This is a genomic window from Tenacibaculum sp. L6, from assembly GCF_028823685.1.
Classification (GTDB): Bacteria; Bacteroidota; Bacteroidia; order Flavobacteriales; family Flavobacteriaceae; genus Polaribacter.
The window spans coordinates 1-15,986 of sequence record NZ_JAPEHZ010000050.1 but is presented as its reverse complement, the minus strand read 5'-3'; the positions used below and the strand labels follow the sequence as shown (position 1 = coordinate 15,986).

Here is a 15,986-nt window from a genome sequence, read left to right as displayed (position 1 = left end):
CACGTATTAGCACAAGCTATTCAAGATTTTTATCCGAACGCAAAGTTAACTATTGGACCTGCTATTGAAAATGGTTTTTATTACGATGTTGATTTTGGAGACGATACTATTTCTGAAAAAGATTTTGATAAAATAGAAAAGAAATTTTTAGAGCGTGCTCGTGAAAAAGCAGAATTTAAAATGCGTTCTATTTCTAAAGCTGATGCTTTAGCTTACTATGAAGCACAAGACAACCAATACAAGGTAGAACTTATTGAAGGTTTAGAAGATGGTGACATCACGTTTTGTGATCACAGTGATTTTACCGACTTATGTCGTGGAGGTCATATTCCGAATACTGGAATCATCAAAGCTGTAAAAATCATGAATGTTGCTGGTGCATACTGGCGTGGTGACGAAAAGAACAATCAGCTTACTCGTGTCTACGGAATCTCTTTTCCGAAGCAAAAAGAATTAAAAGAATATTTAGAACTACTTGAAGAAGCTAAAAAACGTGATCATAGAAAACTTGGTAAGGAGTTAGAGCTATTTACATTTTCACAAAAAGTAGGACAAGGTTTACCTTTATGGTTACCTAAAGGTGCTGCTTTACGTAACCGATTAGAAGATTTCTTAAAAGCTGCTCAAAAGAAAGCGGGGTATGAAATGGTCATGACTCCACATATTGGTCAGAAAGAGTTATATGTTACCTCTGGTCATTATGCTAAATATGGTGAAGACAGTTTTCAACCAATTACAACTCCAAAAGAAGATGAGGAGTTTTTATTAAAACCGATGAACTGTCCGCATCACTGTGAGGTATACAACCACAAACCTTATTCATATAAAGATTTACCAAAACGCTTTGCTGAGTTTGGTACTGTATATAGATATGAACAAAGTGGAGAACTACATGGTTTAACTCGTGTACGTGGTTTTACTCAAGACGATGCACATATTTTCTGTACTCCTGAACAATTAGATGAAGAATTCAAAAATGTAATTGACCTTGTATTATATGTATTCGGATCATTAGGTTTTGAAAACTTTACTGCTCAGGTTTCTATCAGAGATATGGAAAATCCAGATAAATATATCGGTTCTGTTGAAAATTGGGAAAAAGCCGAACAAGCAATTATCAATGCAGCAAAAGATAAAGGTTTAGACTATGTGATTGAAGAAGGTGAAGCTGCCTTTTATGGTCCGAAGTTAGACTTTATGGTAAAGGATGCCTTAGGTAGAAGTTGGCAATTAGGAACTATTCAGGTAGATTACAACTTACCAGAGCGTTTCGATTTACATTATAAAGGAGCCGATAACCAATTACACCGCCCTGTAATGATTCACCGTGCACCATTTGGTTCTATGGAACGTTTTATTGCTGTTTTATTAGAGCATACTGGTGGAAATTTCCCACTTTGGCTAACCCCAGAACAAGTTATTATACTGCCAATCAGTGAGAAATATCAAAATTATACCAAAAAAGTTTTAACTTTGTTGGAAAATTCCGAAATTCGCGCCCTCGTTGATGACCGCAACGAGAAGACAGGAAGAAAGATTCGTGATGCCGAAGTTAACAAAATACCATTTATGGTAATTGTTGGTGAACAAGAAGAAAAGGATGGCACAGTATCTGTAAGGAAACATGGCGAAGGAGACCTTGGAACATTTACTATAGAAGAATTCATTTCTCTAATACAGAATGAAGTTAGTAAAACATTGGTTCCTTTCGGAAGTTAAAAAATAGATAGTAATTTTAAATTTATAAGTCATAGCAATTAGAAGAAAAGGCGGAAGAAAACCCGCAAGAGTAATTAAAGAAGATCAACATAGAATTAACGATAAGATTAAATATGTTGATGAAGTTCGTCTAGTAGGCGATAACGTAGAAGTAGGTGTATATCCTTTAGCTAAAGCTAAAGAGATTGCACGAGAGTTAGAATTAGATTTAGTTGAAATTTCACCTAAAGCGGTTCCTCCTGTTTGTAAAGTTATTGATTACAAAAAGTTCTTATACGAGCAAAAGAAACGTGAAAAAGCTTTAAAAGCGAAAGCTACTAAAGTTACTGTAAAAGAAATTCGTTTCGGCCCTCAAACAGACGAACATGATTACGAATTCAAAAAGAAGCATGCTATTAAGTTCTTACAAGACGGAGCCAAATTAAAAGCTTTTGTTTTCTTTAAGGGACGTTCGATTGTATTTAAAGAACAAGGACAAATTTTATTATTAAAATTAGCCCAAGACCTTGAAGAATACGGTAAAGTAGAACAAATGCCAAAATTGGAAGGAAAACGTATGATTATGTTTATTGCACCTAAAAAGACAAAATAAACAAATCTGTAACGATAATATAAGCAAGATAAAACTAAAGATCAAAGATGCCTAAAATTAAAACAAAATCTAGTGCCAAGAAACGTTTCAAGTTAACTGGTTCTGGAAAAATCAAAAGAAAGCACGCGTTTAAAAGCCACATTTTAACAAAGAAGTCTAAAAAACGTAAGCTTGCATTAACTCATTCGACTTTAGTACACAAGTCAGATGAAGCTAACATTAAGCAACAATTAGTATTAAAATAATTGTTAGCTAGGTAGTAAATTAATTATTAACCATGGAGTTGGGCCACAAAGAGTTTTAAGTTTTGAGTTTATAGTTTTCAGTTAAACACAACTAAAAACTAAGCACTTAAAATTATATAAACCGCCTACTACAAAAACACATTTGAATTATGCCAAGATCAGTAAATTCAGTAGCTTCAAGAAATAGAAGAAAGAAAATCTTGAAGCAAGCAAAAGGTTACTTTGGACGTCGTAAGAACGTTTACACAGTAGCAAAGAACGCGGTTGAAAAAGGAATGCTTTATGCATACCGTGACCGTAAAAACAACAAGAGAAACTTCCGTTCATTATGGATTCAACGTATCAACGCTGGAGCTCGTCAGTTCGGAATGTCTTACTCACAGTTTATGGGTAAAGTTAAAGCTAACAACATCGAGTTAAACCGTAAGGTTTTAGCTGATTTAGCTATGAACAACCCAGAAGCTTTTAAGGCCATTGTAGAGAAAGTAAAATAAGTTTCATAACCTTGCTTATACTAAAAACCCAAACCTAAACGTTTGGGTTTTTTTAAACCATCTTATATTCATCAATTGAAATAAAATACCAATCCTATGAAATTTTTCAAAATAGCATTCATCTTTATTTTTACTCAAAGTATTATCGCTCAAGAAAATCTTCCTGAACAACCAAATACCGTTGAGAATCAATTTAATGAACTTTATAAAAAATCGAACAATTACCAGATTTATAAAGTAATAAAGAAGAATGAATACTTAAGACTTCAAAAAAGTATATTAGACAGCATAAAGGTAATTAAAACAGATGCTGCCTCTAAACAAGTTAAAATAAACGAACAACAAAAAAGTATTACTGAGTTACAAACAAAAATTGATACTTTAAATAGCGATTTAGCTACTTCTATTGGTAAAGAAGATGCTATTTCTTTTATTGGAATCCCTTTAGACAAGGCTACCTATAACACTATTGTATGGGGTATTATTTTCGCACTACTAGCTGGATTAGCTTTCTTTATTTATCGTTTTAACAATAGTAATGTAGTTACTAAAGAAACTAAGAGTTTATTAGCTGATACTGAAGAAGAGTTTGAACAGTACAAAAGAAAGTCTATAGAAAAAGAACAAAAGTTACGTAGACAATTACAAGATGAAATAAACAAACAACGTGGTGTAAATTAATCACACACTCGTTAACATAAAAAACAACCCTCATTCGGCTACTTCTGTAACCTAAGGGTTGTTTTTTGGTTTAATCCCGTACATTTTTTTGATAATTTTGTCGTTGATAAAAAAGCTATTTGAAATTATTATACTTAACAAATTAATTAATGAAAAAGAATTTAACACTCTTACTTATTTTCACTTTCCTAAACGTATTAGGCCAAACTAAATACGAAATCAAAGGTTTTTCAGAAAAATATAAAGGATTGTTGACTATTGAAAAAGGTTATGAAAATGAAATTTTTAAAAAAGGAAGTGTTGCTGTATTTGAATCTAAAACAAATACCAAAATTATAGAAATTCATTCCGATGAATTAACTTTTGAATTAGAAACCATCGGGGTTGTTAAAACAAACATTTTAGAACTTCCTTACGGAGAACAGAGTATTTTAATATATAAAGACTTCAATTTTGATGGCATTAAAGATTTAGCCATTATGGATGGGCAATTCAGTTGTTACCATGGTCCATCTTTTAGAATATACCTCGAAATTAATAATAAGCTAACCTTTAGTCCTGAGTTTACTCGATTAGCACAAGAATATTGTGGTATGTTTCAAACGAATAAAAAAACAAAAACCATCCACACTATTACAAAAAGTGGTTGTTGCTGGCATCAATATTCAACTTTTAAAGTAGTTAACAATATTCCCTCTCCTACACTAATCATTGAAGAAAGTGCTGATTCCGCTCCTTTTTATTCAACTACTACAACCAAATGGAATGGAAATAAAAAAAGTACTGAAATTATTAAAACACTAGATTTAGAATATGATGGGCTTTCTGAAATATTATCATTTAATCTTATTAAAAACCAAAAGCAAGTTGTTCTGTTTAGCATGAATGAACTAGACCTTAATTACGCTTTAATTAAACCTGATGGAGCTGTGGAATTCTCATTCCCAATTGAAATGATGGAAGAAGATTATAATTTCAAGATTAATAAAACAGGAAACTCATTGACCTTTAAAAACAAAGGTGCTACTTATGAAATTTACCAAACTAGTAAAGAAGGTAAAATTAATAGCATCGGAATATTTGTTACGGTAAATGGTAAGAAGTACGACTTAAAAGGAGATTTGAACTCTATAGAAGGAAGTTTAGAAGCTCTAAAAAACATAAAACTAAACAATCTTATCACTGAATAGATTCTAATTTTAAACAAAAAAATCCCGAGTTTATCACTCGGGATTTTTTTATTAATAACGGTTTCAACCTATCTTAACCACAATATTTACTTCTACTTAAAAAGCGCTATCTGATTGCATATTTATGATAATCCTGAGATTACACCTTTGTTATCGATTTTCATATTTTCTGAAGCAGGAATTGCAGGTAACCCAGGCATACGCATCATTTTCCCTAAAATAGGAATGATAAATTGTGCCCCTGCAGCAATTTCTATTTCACGTACATTTACGGTAAATCCTTCTGGTCTTCCTATTAAACTTTCATTATCTGAAAAAGACTTTTGTGTTTTAGCCATACAAATAGCAAAATCATTAAACCCTAATCGATCTATTCTTCGCAAGTTTAATTCTGCTTTTTTATCATAGGTTACTCCAGAAGCTCCGTAAATTTCTTTAGCAATCTTTTCTATTTTTTCTTTTACAGGACTTTTCCAATCATACAAAGGTTTGTATTGGGTAGCCTTGTTTTCAACTACACCAACAACAGCCTCAGCTAATTTTTTAGTTCCTTCACCTCCTTTTGCCCATCCTTCTGAAACAACTGCTTGCACTCCTAATTTAGTACAAGCGCCAATTACATAGTTTACTTCATCTTCAGTATCTGAAATAAAAGAATTGATGGCTACTACAGGCTCAATATTGAACTTTCTAATGTTTTCAATATGCTTTTCTAGGTTTTTAAATCCATTTTGTACACGCTCTAAACTTGGAGTATTGTATTCTTCTTTTGGTGAACCACCATGATGACGCAATGCTCTAATGGTAGCTACCAACACCACACATTTAGGATTTAATCCTGCATATTGTGATTTGATATTCAAAAATTTCTCAGCTCCTAAATCTGCGCCAAAACCTGCTTCTGTAACAACATAATTTGACAATGATAATCCCATTTTAGTCGAAATAATTGTGTTTGTTCCTTGTGCGATATTTGCAAAAGGTCCACCATGAATAATTGCAGGATTCTCTTCCAATGTTTGTACTAGGTTAGGTTTTATAGCATCTTTTAATAAAATAGCCATAGCATCTTGCGCTTTTAAATCACGAGCAAAAACTGGTTTTTTATCAAAAGTAAATCCAATAAAAATATTCCCTAAACGTTCTTTTAAATCATCAAAATTAGTTGCCATACAAAGAATTGCCATTACTTCAGATGCTGGTGTAATGTTGAACCCGTCTTCTCGAGGAATTCCATTAGATGTTCCTCCCAGTCCAATCGTTATTTGACGTAAAGCTCGATCGTTCATATCTATTACACGCTTCCATAAAATAGTTCTTGGATCAATATTTAAATTATTAACGCTACTCTGTAAATTATTATCAATTAACGCTGATAATAAATTGTTTGCTTTTTCAATAGCATTAAAATCTCCAGTAAAATGCAAATTGATATCTTCCATAGGAACTACCTGAGAGTATCCCCCACCTGCGGCACCTCCTTTAATACCAAAAACAGGCCCTAATGATGGTTCACGTAATACGACTGTAGCTTGTTTTCCTACTTTATTTAATCCTTCAGTTAACCCAATAGAAACTGTTGTTTTTCCTTCACCTGCTGGTGTCGGAGTTAATGCTGTTACCAACACCAAGTTATTCTCTTTTATCTTTTCTTCGTCTATTAAATCAAGTGGTAATTTAGCTTTGTACTTTCCATACATTTCTAAGTCATCTTCACTTACTTTTAATTTACTGGCTATATGTTTAATATGTTGTAATTCTTTTGCTTGAGCAATCTCGATATCGGTTAAATGCGCCATGGCAAATTGTTTAAAATTTAAGTTATTTGTTTGTTCTAAAAAGCAGGTAAATATACGTAATATAATCCCTACAAAAACTGACTTTTGTTAGCATTTATTCCCCAATTATTAGCTTATTACATAAATATGATAAAAGAATTGGCTTTTCTTTTAACGAAACGCTATATTTGCACGTTTTTAAAATAAAGTCGATTTAAATTATTTACAATGCAAAACAAAGGATTAATTAAATTATTTGCTATACTTTTTGGTTTAGTAAGTATTTATCAATTATCGTTCTCGTTTTTTGCCAATAAGGTAGAAGACAGCGCGAAACAGTATGCGAAAGCAAATGTTAGTGATAACAACGGAAGAGCTTTGGCAAGATATGAAAGAAAATACTTAGATAGCGTAGCTAACAAAGAGGTAGTAAACTTAGGATTTGCTAAGTACTCTTACAACGACATCAAAGACAAGGAAATGAACCTTGGTCTTGATTTAAAAGGGGGTATTAATGCAATTTTACAGGTATCAGTAAAAGATATCTTAATCGGATTATCTAACGATTCTCAAAACACAACTTTTAAGCAAGCATTAAAAAATGCTGATGAAGCTCAAAAGAACAGTCAAGCGAATTACTTAGATTTATTCTACGATGAGTTCGAAAAATTAAGCAACGGTAACGTTAAATTAAGCGACCCAAGCATTTTTGGAACTAAAGCTTTACGTGATAAAATAGACTTCAATAAAACCAACGAGCAGGTTAAATCGACTTTACAAGAAGAAATCAACACTTCTATCAACACTGCTTTTGAAGTATTACGTAGCCGTATTGATAAATTTGGAGTTGTTCAACCAAACATCCAACGTATTGGAACTTCTGGTAGAATTCAAGTAGAATTACCAGGAGCAAAAGATATTGATCGTGTAGAGAAATTATTACAAAGTACTGCTGAATTACAATTTTGGGAAGTACACACCAATGCTGATGTGCAAAACTTTTTCTTTACTGCGAATGCAAAAGTTGCTGAATTATTAAAAGATGATTCTGCTACTGAAGAAGTTAAAGATACTACTAAAACAGCTAATAATATTGATGATTTATTAGGTGAGTCTGCTGATTCAACAAATGTTGAAACTCAAAAGAATTTATTTACTTACTTATACCCTAATGTAGCTCAAAGTCCTCAACAAGTGAGTCCTTTAGTAGCGCAAGCTAGAGTTCAAGACACAGCAAAAGTTAATAGTTTTTTACACAACAAAGAAGTAAGAGCTTTATTACCTAACAACTTAAAGTACACTAAATTTTTATGGGATTATAAATCTCAAGCTGGTACTGACGGGACTGAAATGATTGGTTTATATGCTATAAAATCTAATAGAAAAGACAAAGCTCCTATTGGTGGTGATGTAATTGCTGATGCTAAGCAAGAATACGACCAAATGAGTAAACCAGTAGTATCTATGTTAATGAACGGTATTGGTAGTAAGCAATGGGCTAAAATGACTGGTGAAAATGCTGGTAAATTCGTAGCAGTTGTTTTAGATGATTATGTATACACCGCTCCATCTGTTCCTGGTGCGATTACTGGAGGAAGCACTCAAATTTCTGGAGGTTCTATGACTGTTACAGAAGCACAAGATATTGCTACAGTATTAAAAGCTGGTAAATTACCTGCTCCTGCTCGTATTATTCAAGCAGAAGTAGTTGGACCATCATTAGGTAAAGAATCTATTGATGCAAGTATGGCATCATTCGCGTTAGCTATTTGCTTAGTGTTAGTTTGGATGTTCTTATACTACGGTAGAGCTGGTTTATTCGCTAACGTTGCTTTAGTTGTAAACATCTTATTCATCTTCGGAGTTTTAGCTTCTTTCAATTCTGTATTAACCTTACCAGGTATTGCGGGTATTATCTTAACCATTGGTATGTCGGTTGATGCGAACGTAATTATTTTCGAAAGAATTAAAGAAGCATTAAACGGAGGTAAAAACTTAGGTGACTCTGTAGAGGAAGGGTTTAGTATTAAAGGAGCATTATCTGCGATTATTGATGCTAACATTACCACTTTATTAACGGGTGTTATCTTATATACTTTTGGTACAGGACCAATTAAAGGATTCGCTTTAACATTAATGATTGGTATTGCTACTTCTTTATTCACTGCTGTATTTATTACTCGTTTATTTATTGACGGAGCAGTTGCTAAAGGAACAAGTTTACCTTTCAATACTGGGTTATCAAAAAACTGGTTTAAAAACATCTCTGTCGAGTTTTTACAAAAACGTAAAATCGCTTATATCATTTCAGGATTCTTCATCGTTGTTGGTTTAGTTTCTATATTCACTGTAGGGTTAAAACAAGGAGTTGACTTTAAAGGAGGTCGTTCTTATGTAGTTCGTTTTGACGAAGCTATGAAAGGTAACGAGGTTGCTGAAGAATTAAAAGCTGTTTTCGGTACTGCTCCTGAAGTTAAAACATACGGATCTGACCATCAGTTAAAAATTACAACTGCTTTTAAAATTGACGAAGACGGTACTCAAGTAGATGAAGAAGTACAATCTGCTTTATATAACGGATTAAAGCCTCACTTAGGAGATACAACTTACGAAAATTTCAAACCTGGTTTTGAAAAAGCAGGAAATGGAATTATGAGTTACATGAAAGTAGAACCTACAATTGCTGACGATATTAAGCAGGCTGCTTTATGGGCGGTATTAGGATCGTTAATTGTAGTATTCTTATATATCTTATTACGTTTTAGAAAAATGGCCTATTCTATCGGTGCGGTAGTGGCTGTTTTCCACGATGTATTAGTAGTTTTAGGAGTATTCTCTTTATTATACAAATTCATGCCATTTGATATGGAAATCGGTCAGTCGTTCATCGCTGCTATCTTAACCGTAGTAGGATACTCATTAAACGATACCGTGGTAATTTTTGATAGAATTAGAGAGTTTACTGAAGGTAAAAACTCAGTTACTGCTAACTTAGTAAACAAAGCACTATGTAGTACTTTAGGAAGAACTATCAACACCTCTTTAACAACATTATTAGTAATGTTAGCTATCTTCTTCTTTGGAGGAGACAGTATTAAAGGATTCATGTTCGCATTAATCGTAGGTGTAGTAGTAGGTACTTACTCTTCTTTATTCGTTGCAACACCAATTATGTTCGACGTTTCTAAGAAAGAAGAAAACAAATAAGCGCTACTTAAACATATATAAAACCGTTTTGAAGTTTATTCAAAACGGTTTTTTCATTTAATATCAAGAAACTATCTTTGCATTCTGATGAAAATTACAAAACTTCACGATTTATATTTTAAAGAGTTCATTTCAGCAAATGAAATCTCTAGTATTGTTACATCTTTAGCTAAACAAGTTAAAAATGATTTACCTAAAGACGAGGTTCCTGTTTTTATAGGGATTTTAAACGGCTGCTTTGTTTTTACTGCCGATTTTTTACGTCAATACAAAGGTGATTGTGAAATAAGTTTTGTAAAACTATCTTCTTATGAAGGTACTAGTTCAACAGAAAATGTAAAAAGTTTAATAGGTCTTAACGAAGACTTGACAGGACGTACTGTTATCATTTTAGAAGATATTATTGATACCGGAACAACCCTTCAAGAAATCTATGAGATTTTTTCTACAAAAAATTTAAAAGAATTAAAAATAGTTACACTTTTTTACAAGCCAGATGTATATCGTAAAGAATTGCATATAGACTATATCGGAAAAGGTATTGAAGATAAGTTTATTGTTGGTTACGGCTTGGATTATAAAGGTATTGGTAGAAATTTACCAGCTATTTATCAATTAACAACACAACCCAAAATGAAAAACATCGTATTATTCGGTCCTCCAGGTGCAGGAAAAGGTACTCAAGCAGAAATTTTAAAAGAAAAATACAATTTAGTTCACATTTCAACAGGAGACGTATTCCGATTTAATATTAAAAATCAAACTGAATTAGGGTTATTAGCAAAAACATATATTGATGCTGGTGATTTAGTTCCTGATGAAGTTACAATTAACATGCTAAAAGAAGAGGTTAACAAAAATGCTGACGTAGCAGGATTTATTTTTGATGGTTTTCCTCGTACCGAATCTCAAGCAGAAGCTTTAGACGCATTTTTAGCTGAAAAAGGTGAGCGCATAAACGGAATGGTTGCTTTAGAAGTTCCAGAAGATTTATTAGTTGAGCGTATTTTAGAAAGAGGAAAAACAAGCGGTCGTTCAGATGATATGGATGAAAGTAAAATCCGTAATCGTTTTAACGAGTACAATACTAAAACGGCTGTTTTAAAAGATTTTTACCAAGCACAAGGTAATTATTACGGCATAAACGGTGTAGGATCTATCGAAGATATTACACAACGTTTATCAGACGTATTTGATACATTATAAAACTTGTTAAGTTGTTGAATCTTTTAATTTACATGTCAGTTCGAGTGATTTTTCTGACCTAAGGAAGAAAAATTGTATCGAGAACTACTTTAAAATTCTTATTCTCGATACAAATTTTACTCTTTTCAATCGTAAAATTCACTCGAATTGACAGAATTTTTGAAATACACAACTAAACGATTCAACAATTAAACAACAAAAAACAAAACAATGACTGAAGGAAATTTTGTCGACTATATAAAAATTTACGCATCATCTGGTAAAGGTGGTCGTGGATCTGCTCACTTACATCGCGAAAAATACATCGCGAAAGGTGGTCCTGATGGTGGTGATGGTGGTCGTGGTGGACACGTAATTTTACGTGGTGATAAAAATATGTGGACGCTTTTCCATTTAAAATTTAAACGTCATTTTAGAGCAGAACACGGTGGTGATGGAAGTAGCAGTAGAAGTACTGGACATGATGGTGCTGATGTTATAATTCCTGTTCCATTGGGAACAATTATCCGTGATGCTGATACTGACGAAATTTTATATGAAGTTATTGAAGACGGACAAGAAATTATCTTATTAGAAGGTGGTAAAGGTGGTCGTGGTAACTGGCACTTTAAATCATCTACCAACCAAACGCCTCGTTATGCCCAACCGGGTATTGACGGACAAGAAGGCTGGTTTCGTATCGAATTAAAAATTTTAGCCGATGTTGGTTTAGTAGGTTTCCCTAATGCAGGAAAATCAACTTTATTATCAGTAATTACCGCTGCAAAACCTAAAATTGCTGATTATGCTTTTACAACCTTAAAACCTAATTTAGGAATTGTAGAATACCGTAATCACCAGAGTTTTGTTATGGCTGATATTCCTGGAATTATTGAAGGAGCTGCCGAAGGAAAAGGATTGGGACATCACTTTTTACGTCATATCGAACGTAACTCTACCCTACTCTTTTTAATCCCTGCCGATAGTGAGGATATTCAAAAAGAATACGACATCTTATTGAATGAATTACGCAAACACAATCCTGAATTGTTAGATAAGGATCGTTTATTAGCTATCTCAAAATCGGATATGTTAGACGACGAATTGAAAGAAGAAATTAAACAAGATTTACCAGAAGGCATTGAAACTATTTTTATCTCTTCTGTTGCCCAACTAGGCTTAACAGAACTGAAAGATAAATTATGGCAAATGTTGAATTAATTCATCTTTACAAATAAAATTTAAAAAAGCAATCTACTTCTGCTACGCTCAGTAACCTGTAGATTGCTTTTTGTTTGAATATTAACTATAATAATCTTATAATATTAAAGTAATAACTTAATCATATACAGCAAAATACTATAATAAAATTTTATACTGAAAATAAAACTATAAATATATAATATAAATGTACTGTATCTTTTTTGGTACACTTATTGTAATTTTGTATGAGAGATTTTAATAAAAATGTAATGATACGCTCTACAACAATAAAAGCTAATTCTAACACTATAAAAGTATTAGAAAAGATGGCTCTTGAAAAAGAAGAGCATAGAAGTAAAATCATAGCTAAAATAAAAGAAAAGGCTAGAGATAAGGCATAATTATGTATAAATATATAGAAGAGCAAGGGGCAGATGGCCCCTATTTTTATTTTTACACAGAAAATAATCTTACATACTATGTTGCTTTTAGAAAAATGCCACAGGAGAATTACCCTTTAAACAATTTGTTTTCATTGGATTTTGGAGAAGTAGATGGTAAAAGAGGCAAAAACGATTCAAATATATCTTCTACAATACTTCATATCATAATTGAATTTCTCAATACAGATCAATCTAAAGTTATTCACTTTCTGTGTGATAGTGAAGACTCTCGTCAATTAACTAGAAAAAGATTATTTAATCGTTGGTTTTCTTTAAGTCAAATGTCTAATTGGATAAAATATGACTACGATTTTGACAATGCAAATTATAATATTTCTTTTGTCTATTGCTCAAACGCATATAACACTAGTCAAATAGAAGCAGAAATACTTTTAACCCTAGATGTTTATGAAAGAGCTAAAAATGAATAAAAACTTTTACTAGTTACTCTTAATTAATTTATCTTTAAATCACCTCTCTTCTACAACACCCTTTTCGCTTCAATAAAAGCACGTTTCCAGTAATTTTCGTGTAGTGAGGTTACAATCACCCCTTGTGAAGTAGTTGAATGAATAAAACGAACATCGCCATTATCAACAGAAGTTACTAACCCAACATGATTTATAGGCCCTCTTCTTCCTCTTGTTTTAAAAAACAATAAATCACCTCTTTGTACTTCTCGCAACGAAATTTTCTCTCCTTGTCGATACATTTCACGAGAACTTCTAGCAATAGGAACCTCACGTTGTTGAAACGACGTAAAGATTAATCCTGAACAATCCATTCCTTTTTTTGTCATTCCACCAAAACGATATGGCACTCCTTTGTAGGTAACTGCTGTCCATATAATTTTATCGGCAACGGTTACTTCTTTTACCTCAACCTCTTCAGTAGCTTCTGTCTTAACGCTTGCAACATCAACTGTTTTAGGACTAATTGTTGATGCTGTTTTTTGGTAAGCTCCACTTACATTTTTTGATGATCCACAAGAAATCATTAAAAACGACAGTGTACATAGAAAGAGGATTTTTTTAATCATAGGTGTTTTATTTTTTTACTCCATCAACAATTAATTTTGCTGCTTTGGCTGAGGCTCCTTTACCTCCTAGTTTTTGTTCTAAATCAAAGTACGATAAAAATAATTGCTGACGATGTTCTGCTTCAAGAATACGCTCTAACTCGTGCTTTAAGTTTTCTTTCGTAAAATCATTTTGAATCAATTCTTTTACCACTTCTCTATCCATAATCAAATTGACTAGTGATATATAACTTAAGGTAATAATTCGTTTTGCTATTTGGTACGATATATTGCTTCCTTTATAACACACTACCTGCGGAACTTTAAATAACGCTGCTTCTAAAGTTGCGGTTCCTGATGCTACCAAAGCGGCATGCGAAACACTTAATAAATCGTAGGTTTTATTATTGATGAATTTCACATTTGCAGCTCCAATAATTTCTTGATAAAACTCATACGACTGACTCGGAGCGCCCGCCACCACAAATTGATACTTAGGAAAATCATCTACCAACGATAACATTACCGATAGCATTTTGGTTATTTCCTGTTTTCTACTTCCTGGTAATAATGCTATAATTTCTTTAGAGCCTAAATCGTGTTCTTTTCTAAATTCTTCAATCGACACCTGCTTTCTACCAGCAATTCCATCAATTAAAGGATGCCCTACAAAGTGTACATCGTATTCATACTTCTTGTAAAACTCTTTTTCAAACGGAAGAATCACAAACATTTCATCAATATCGCGTTTGATATCTTTTACTCTACCTGCTCTACTTGCCCAAACTTGCGGCGAAATATAATAATTGGTTCTAAAACCTTGTTGTTTTGCCCATTTAGCTATACGAAGATTAAAACCAGAGTTGTCTATAAAAATAAGTACATCAGGATTGAATTGAGCAATGTCTTTTTTACAGAAAGAAATCATACCTAAAATCTTACGTAAGTTCATCAACACCTCAACAAACCCCATAAAAGCACGCTCTTTGTAATGTTTTACCAACGTACCTCCTACTTCTTGCATCAAATCTCCACCCCAAAAACGAATCTCTGCTTCTGGATCTTGTTTCAACAACGCCTTCATTAAGTTTGCTCCGTGTAAATCACCCGAAGCTTCCCCTACAAGAATGTAATACTTCATTTACTAAAATTAGAAAAATTTTAAAATTGCGGTTAATAACGCTACTGCAATCGTAGTTATTAACACTCCTCTTGCTCTATAATCTTGCTTCTTTTTTAAAAACACCCAAAAGACAAATAAATTAGGTATTGCCGATAATGCTATTACAGATCCTAACATACCTCCTTCTTTTATTTTGTTTAGTGTTTCAGATAAGTCTGATTGTGAAATGTATTGCAAATACACAAAAAATCCACATGCTGTTGCCAACAACGATACTAAAATTCCTATGGCTATTTCTTTCTTTATATGTCCCATGTATGTAATTTTTGAATTGCGTGATGCGCTGTCATATCAAACTGAACAGGTACCACAGAAATATAACCGTTTTCTAATGCCCAAATATCAGTATCTTGTCCTTTATCTCTGTTTACAAACTCTCCTGATAACCAATAATATTCTTTTCCGAACGGGCTTTTACGCTTATCAAATGTTTCTTTCCAATATCCGTTTGCTTGTCTACAAATACGAACTCCTTTAATATCTTTCTCTTTTAACTTCGGAATGTTTACGTTTAAAATAACTCCATCAGGCAAGCCATTTAACAACACATTTAACGCTATTTTTTCTATAAACTTACGCGCAGCTCTAAAATCGGCATGCCAATCAAAATCTAACAATGAAAAACCAATGGCTGGAATCCCTTCAATACCAGCTTCAACAGCAGCACTCATCGTTCCTGAATAAATTACATTGATAGATGAATTAGATCCGTGGTTTATTCCTGAAACACATAAATCAGGTGTGCGATTTAATATTTCGTTCTTTGCCATTTTAACACAATCGGCTGGAGTACCAGAACAACTATATTCTATTTGCGAACCTTCATCTATAGTAATTGGATTACAATGCAACACATTATTCACCGTAATTGCGTGTCCCATTCCACTTTGCGGGCTATCAGGAGCTACTACTACTACATCTCCTATTTTATTCATAATTTCAATCAACATTCGAATACCAGGAGCAGTAATTCCATCGTCATTGGTAACCAAAATTAAAGGTCTGTCTTGCATTGTATGTAAGTTTTACAACAAATGTAACATAAAAA

The 15,986-nt window shown here is 32.8% G+C and carries 16 protein-coding genes; 11 read left to right on the top strand and 5 right to left on the bottom strand.

Annotated elements, in window-relative coordinates; genetic code table 11:
* From thrS to OU788_RS09375, 6 genes are all read left to right on the top strand, one after another.
* On the top strand, positions 1 to 1,719 hold a 1,719-nt coding region (gene thrS / locus OU788_RS09400; RefSeq protein ID WP_274634941.1), incomplete at its 5' end, for a threonine--tRNA ligase.
* Between the two features lie 73 nt (positions 1,720 to 1,792).
* A complete protein-coding gene (infC, locus tag OU788_RS09395) occupies positions 1,793 to 2,311 on the top strand; it encodes a translation initiation factor IF-3 (RefSeq protein WP_274634942.1) in 519 nt (172 codons plus the stop codon).
* A 47-nt stretch (positions 2,312 to 2,358) separates the two neighbouring features.
* A complete protein-coding gene (gene rpmI / locus OU788_RS09390) occupies positions 2,359 to 2,556 on the top strand; it encodes a 50S ribosomal protein L35 (protein WP_099215431.1) in 198 nt (65 codons plus the stop codon).
* Positions 2,557 to 2,705: 149 nt separating this feature from the next.
* Entirely contained in the window at positions 2,706 to 3,050 is a 345-nt protein-coding gene (gene rplT / locus OU788_RS09385) for a 50S ribosomal protein L20 (RefSeq protein ID WP_028891166.1), read from the top strand.
* 96 nt (positions 3,051 to 3,146) lie between these two features.
* Positions 3,147 to 3,731 carry a hypothetical protein gene (locus OU788_RS09380; protein ID WP_274634940.1) on the top strand — a complete coding sequence of 195 codons (585 nt, stop codon included), beginning with the start codon at positions 3,147 to 3,149 and terminating at the stop codon, positions 3,729 to 3,731.
* A 149-nt stretch (positions 3,732 to 3,880) separates the two neighbouring features.
* Positions 3,881 to 4,921: an XAC2610-related protein gene (locus tag OU788_RS09375; protein WP_274634939.1), complete on the top strand. Its 1,041-nt coding sequence runs from the start codon at positions 3,881 to 3,883 to the stop codon at positions 4,919 to 4,921.
* A gap of 122 nt (positions 4,922 to 5,043) precedes the next feature.
* Here OU788_RS09375 and OU788_RS09370 read toward each other — a convergent pair whose 3' ends face one another.
* Positions 5,044 to 6,720 (bottom strand): formate--tetrahydrofolate ligase, encoded by a 1,677-nt coding sequence (locus OU788_RS09370; protein WP_274634938.1) that lies wholly within the window; start codon positions 6,718 to 6,720, stop codon positions 5,044 to 5,046.
* 207 nt (positions 6,721 to 6,927) lie between these two features.
* On the opposite strand from OU788_RS09370, the gene secDF reads away from it, so the two are divergent.
* From secDF to OU788_RS09345, 5 genes are all read left to right on the top strand, one after another.
* Complete coding sequence (secDF, locus tag OU788_RS09365; protein ID WP_274634937.1) at positions 6,928 to 9,906, top strand: protein translocase subunit SecDF; 2,979 nt, start codon at positions 6,928 to 6,930, stop codon at positions 9,904 to 9,906.
* 87 nt (positions 9,907 to 9,993) lie between these two features.
* The gene (locus OU788_RS09360) at positions 9,994 to 11,112 is read left to right on the top strand and encodes an adenylate kinase (protein WP_274634936.1); all 1,119 of its coding nucleotides are present in this window, start codon (positions 9,994 to 9,996) and stop codon (positions 11,110 to 11,112) included.
* A gap of 210 nt (positions 11,113 to 11,322) precedes the next feature.
* Entirely contained in the window at positions 11,323 to 12,312 is a 990-nt protein-coding gene (gene obgE / locus OU788_RS09355; protein ID WP_274634935.1) for a GTPase ObgE, read from the top strand.
* Between the two features lie 251 nt (positions 12,313 to 12,563).
* Positions 12,564 to 12,695: a hypothetical protein gene (locus OU788_RS09350; RefSeq protein ID WP_274634934.1), complete on the top strand. Its 132-nt coding sequence runs from the start codon at positions 12,564 to 12,566 to the stop codon at positions 12,693 to 12,695.
* A 2-nt stretch (positions 12,696 to 12,697) separates the two neighbouring features.
* The gene (locus OU788_RS09345) at positions 12,698 to 13,168 is read left to right on the top strand and encodes a DUF6169 family protein (protein WP_274634933.1); all 471 of its coding nucleotides are present in this window, start codon (positions 12,698 to 12,700) and stop codon (positions 13,166 to 13,168) included.
* 50 nt (positions 13,169 to 13,218) lie between these two features.
* Here the strand turns inward: OU788_RS09345 and OU788_RS09340 are convergent, their stop codons facing one another.
* Genes OU788_RS09340 through surE form a run of 4 tightly spaced genes read right to left on the bottom strand, consistent with a single transcriptional unit; the run spans position 13,219 to position 15,951 of the window.
* Positions 13,219 to 13,776 carry a C40 family peptidase gene (locus tag OU788_RS09340; protein WP_274634932.1) on the bottom strand — a complete coding sequence of 186 codons (558 nt, stop codon included), beginning with the start codon at positions 13,774 to 13,776 and terminating at the stop codon, positions 13,219 to 13,221.
* Positions 13,777 to 13,783: 7 nt separating this feature from the next.
* Complete coding sequence (gene lpxB, locus OU788_RS09335) at positions 13,784 to 14,896, bottom strand: lipid-A-disaccharide synthase (RefSeq protein ID WP_274634931.1); 1,113 nt, start codon at positions 14,894 to 14,896, stop codon at positions 13,784 to 13,786.
* Between the two features lie 9 nt (positions 14,897 to 14,905).
* Positions 14,906 to 15,193, bottom strand: coding sequence for a hypothetical protein (locus tag OU788_RS09330; protein WP_274634930.1), 288 nt, complete (start codon positions 15,191 to 15,193; stop codon positions 14,906 to 14,908).
* On the bottom strand, positions 15,181 to 15,951 hold the full coding sequence (gene surE / locus OU788_RS09325) for a 5'/3'-nucleotidase SurE (RefSeq protein WP_274634929.1): 771 nt from the start codon (positions 15,949 to 15,951) through the stop codon (positions 15,181 to 15,183). The genes OU788_RS09330 and surE overlap by 13 nt, the downstream gene beginning before the upstream one ends.
* Positions 15,952 to 15,986: the final 35 nt, after the last annotated feature.

Coding starts and splice junctions, on each gene's coding strand:
- OU788_RS09375 (WP_274634939.1), top strand. CDS start 3,881: ATGAAAAAGAATTTAACACTCTTACTTATTTTCACTTTCCTAAACGTA.
- lpxB (WP_274634931.1), bottom strand. CDS start 14,896: ATGAAGTATTACATTCTTGTAGGGGAAGCTTCGGGTGATTTACACGGA.
- surE (WP_274634929.1), bottom strand. CDS start 15,951: ATGCAAGACAGACCTTTAATTTTGGTTACCAATGACGATGGAATTACT.
- OU788_RS09330 (WP_274634930.1), bottom strand. CDS start 15,193: ATGGGACATATAAAGAAAGAAATAGCCATAGGAATTTTAGTATCGTTG.
- secDF (WP_274634937.1), top strand. CDS start 6,928: ATGCAAAACAAAGGATTAATTAAATTATTTGCTATACTTTTTGGTTTA.
- OU788_RS09370 (WP_274634938.1), bottom strand. CDS start 6,720: ATGGCGCATTTAACCGATATCGAGATTGCTCAAGCAAAAGAATTACAA.
- OU788_RS09345 (WP_274634933.1), top strand. CDS start 12,698: ATGTATAAATATATAGAAGAGCAAGGGGCAGATGGCCCCTATTTTTAT.
- rplT (WP_028891166.1), top strand. CDS start 2,706: ATGCCAAGATCAGTAAATTCAGTAGCTTCAAGAAATAGAAGAAAGAAA.
- rpmI (WP_099215431.1), top strand. CDS start 2,359: ATGCCTAAAATTAAAACAAAATCTAGTGCCAAGAAACGTTTCAAGTTA.
- OU788_RS09350 (WP_274634934.1), top strand. CDS start 12,564: ATGATACGCTCTACAACAATAAAAGCTAATTCTAACACTATAAAAGTA.
- OU788_RS09340 (WP_274634932.1), bottom strand. CDS start 13,776: ATGATTAAAAAAATCCTCTTTCTATGTACACTGTCGTTTTTAATGATT.
- obgE (WP_274634935.1), top strand. CDS start 11,323: ATGACTGAAGGAAATTTTGTCGACTATATAAAAATTTACGCATCATCT.
- OU788_RS09380 (WP_274634940.1), top strand. CDS start 3,147: ATGAAATTTTTCAAAATAGCATTCATCTTTATTTTTACTCAAAGTATT.
- OU788_RS09360 (WP_274634936.1), top strand. CDS start 9,994: ATGAAAATTACAAAACTTCACGATTTATATTTTAAAGAGTTCATTTCA.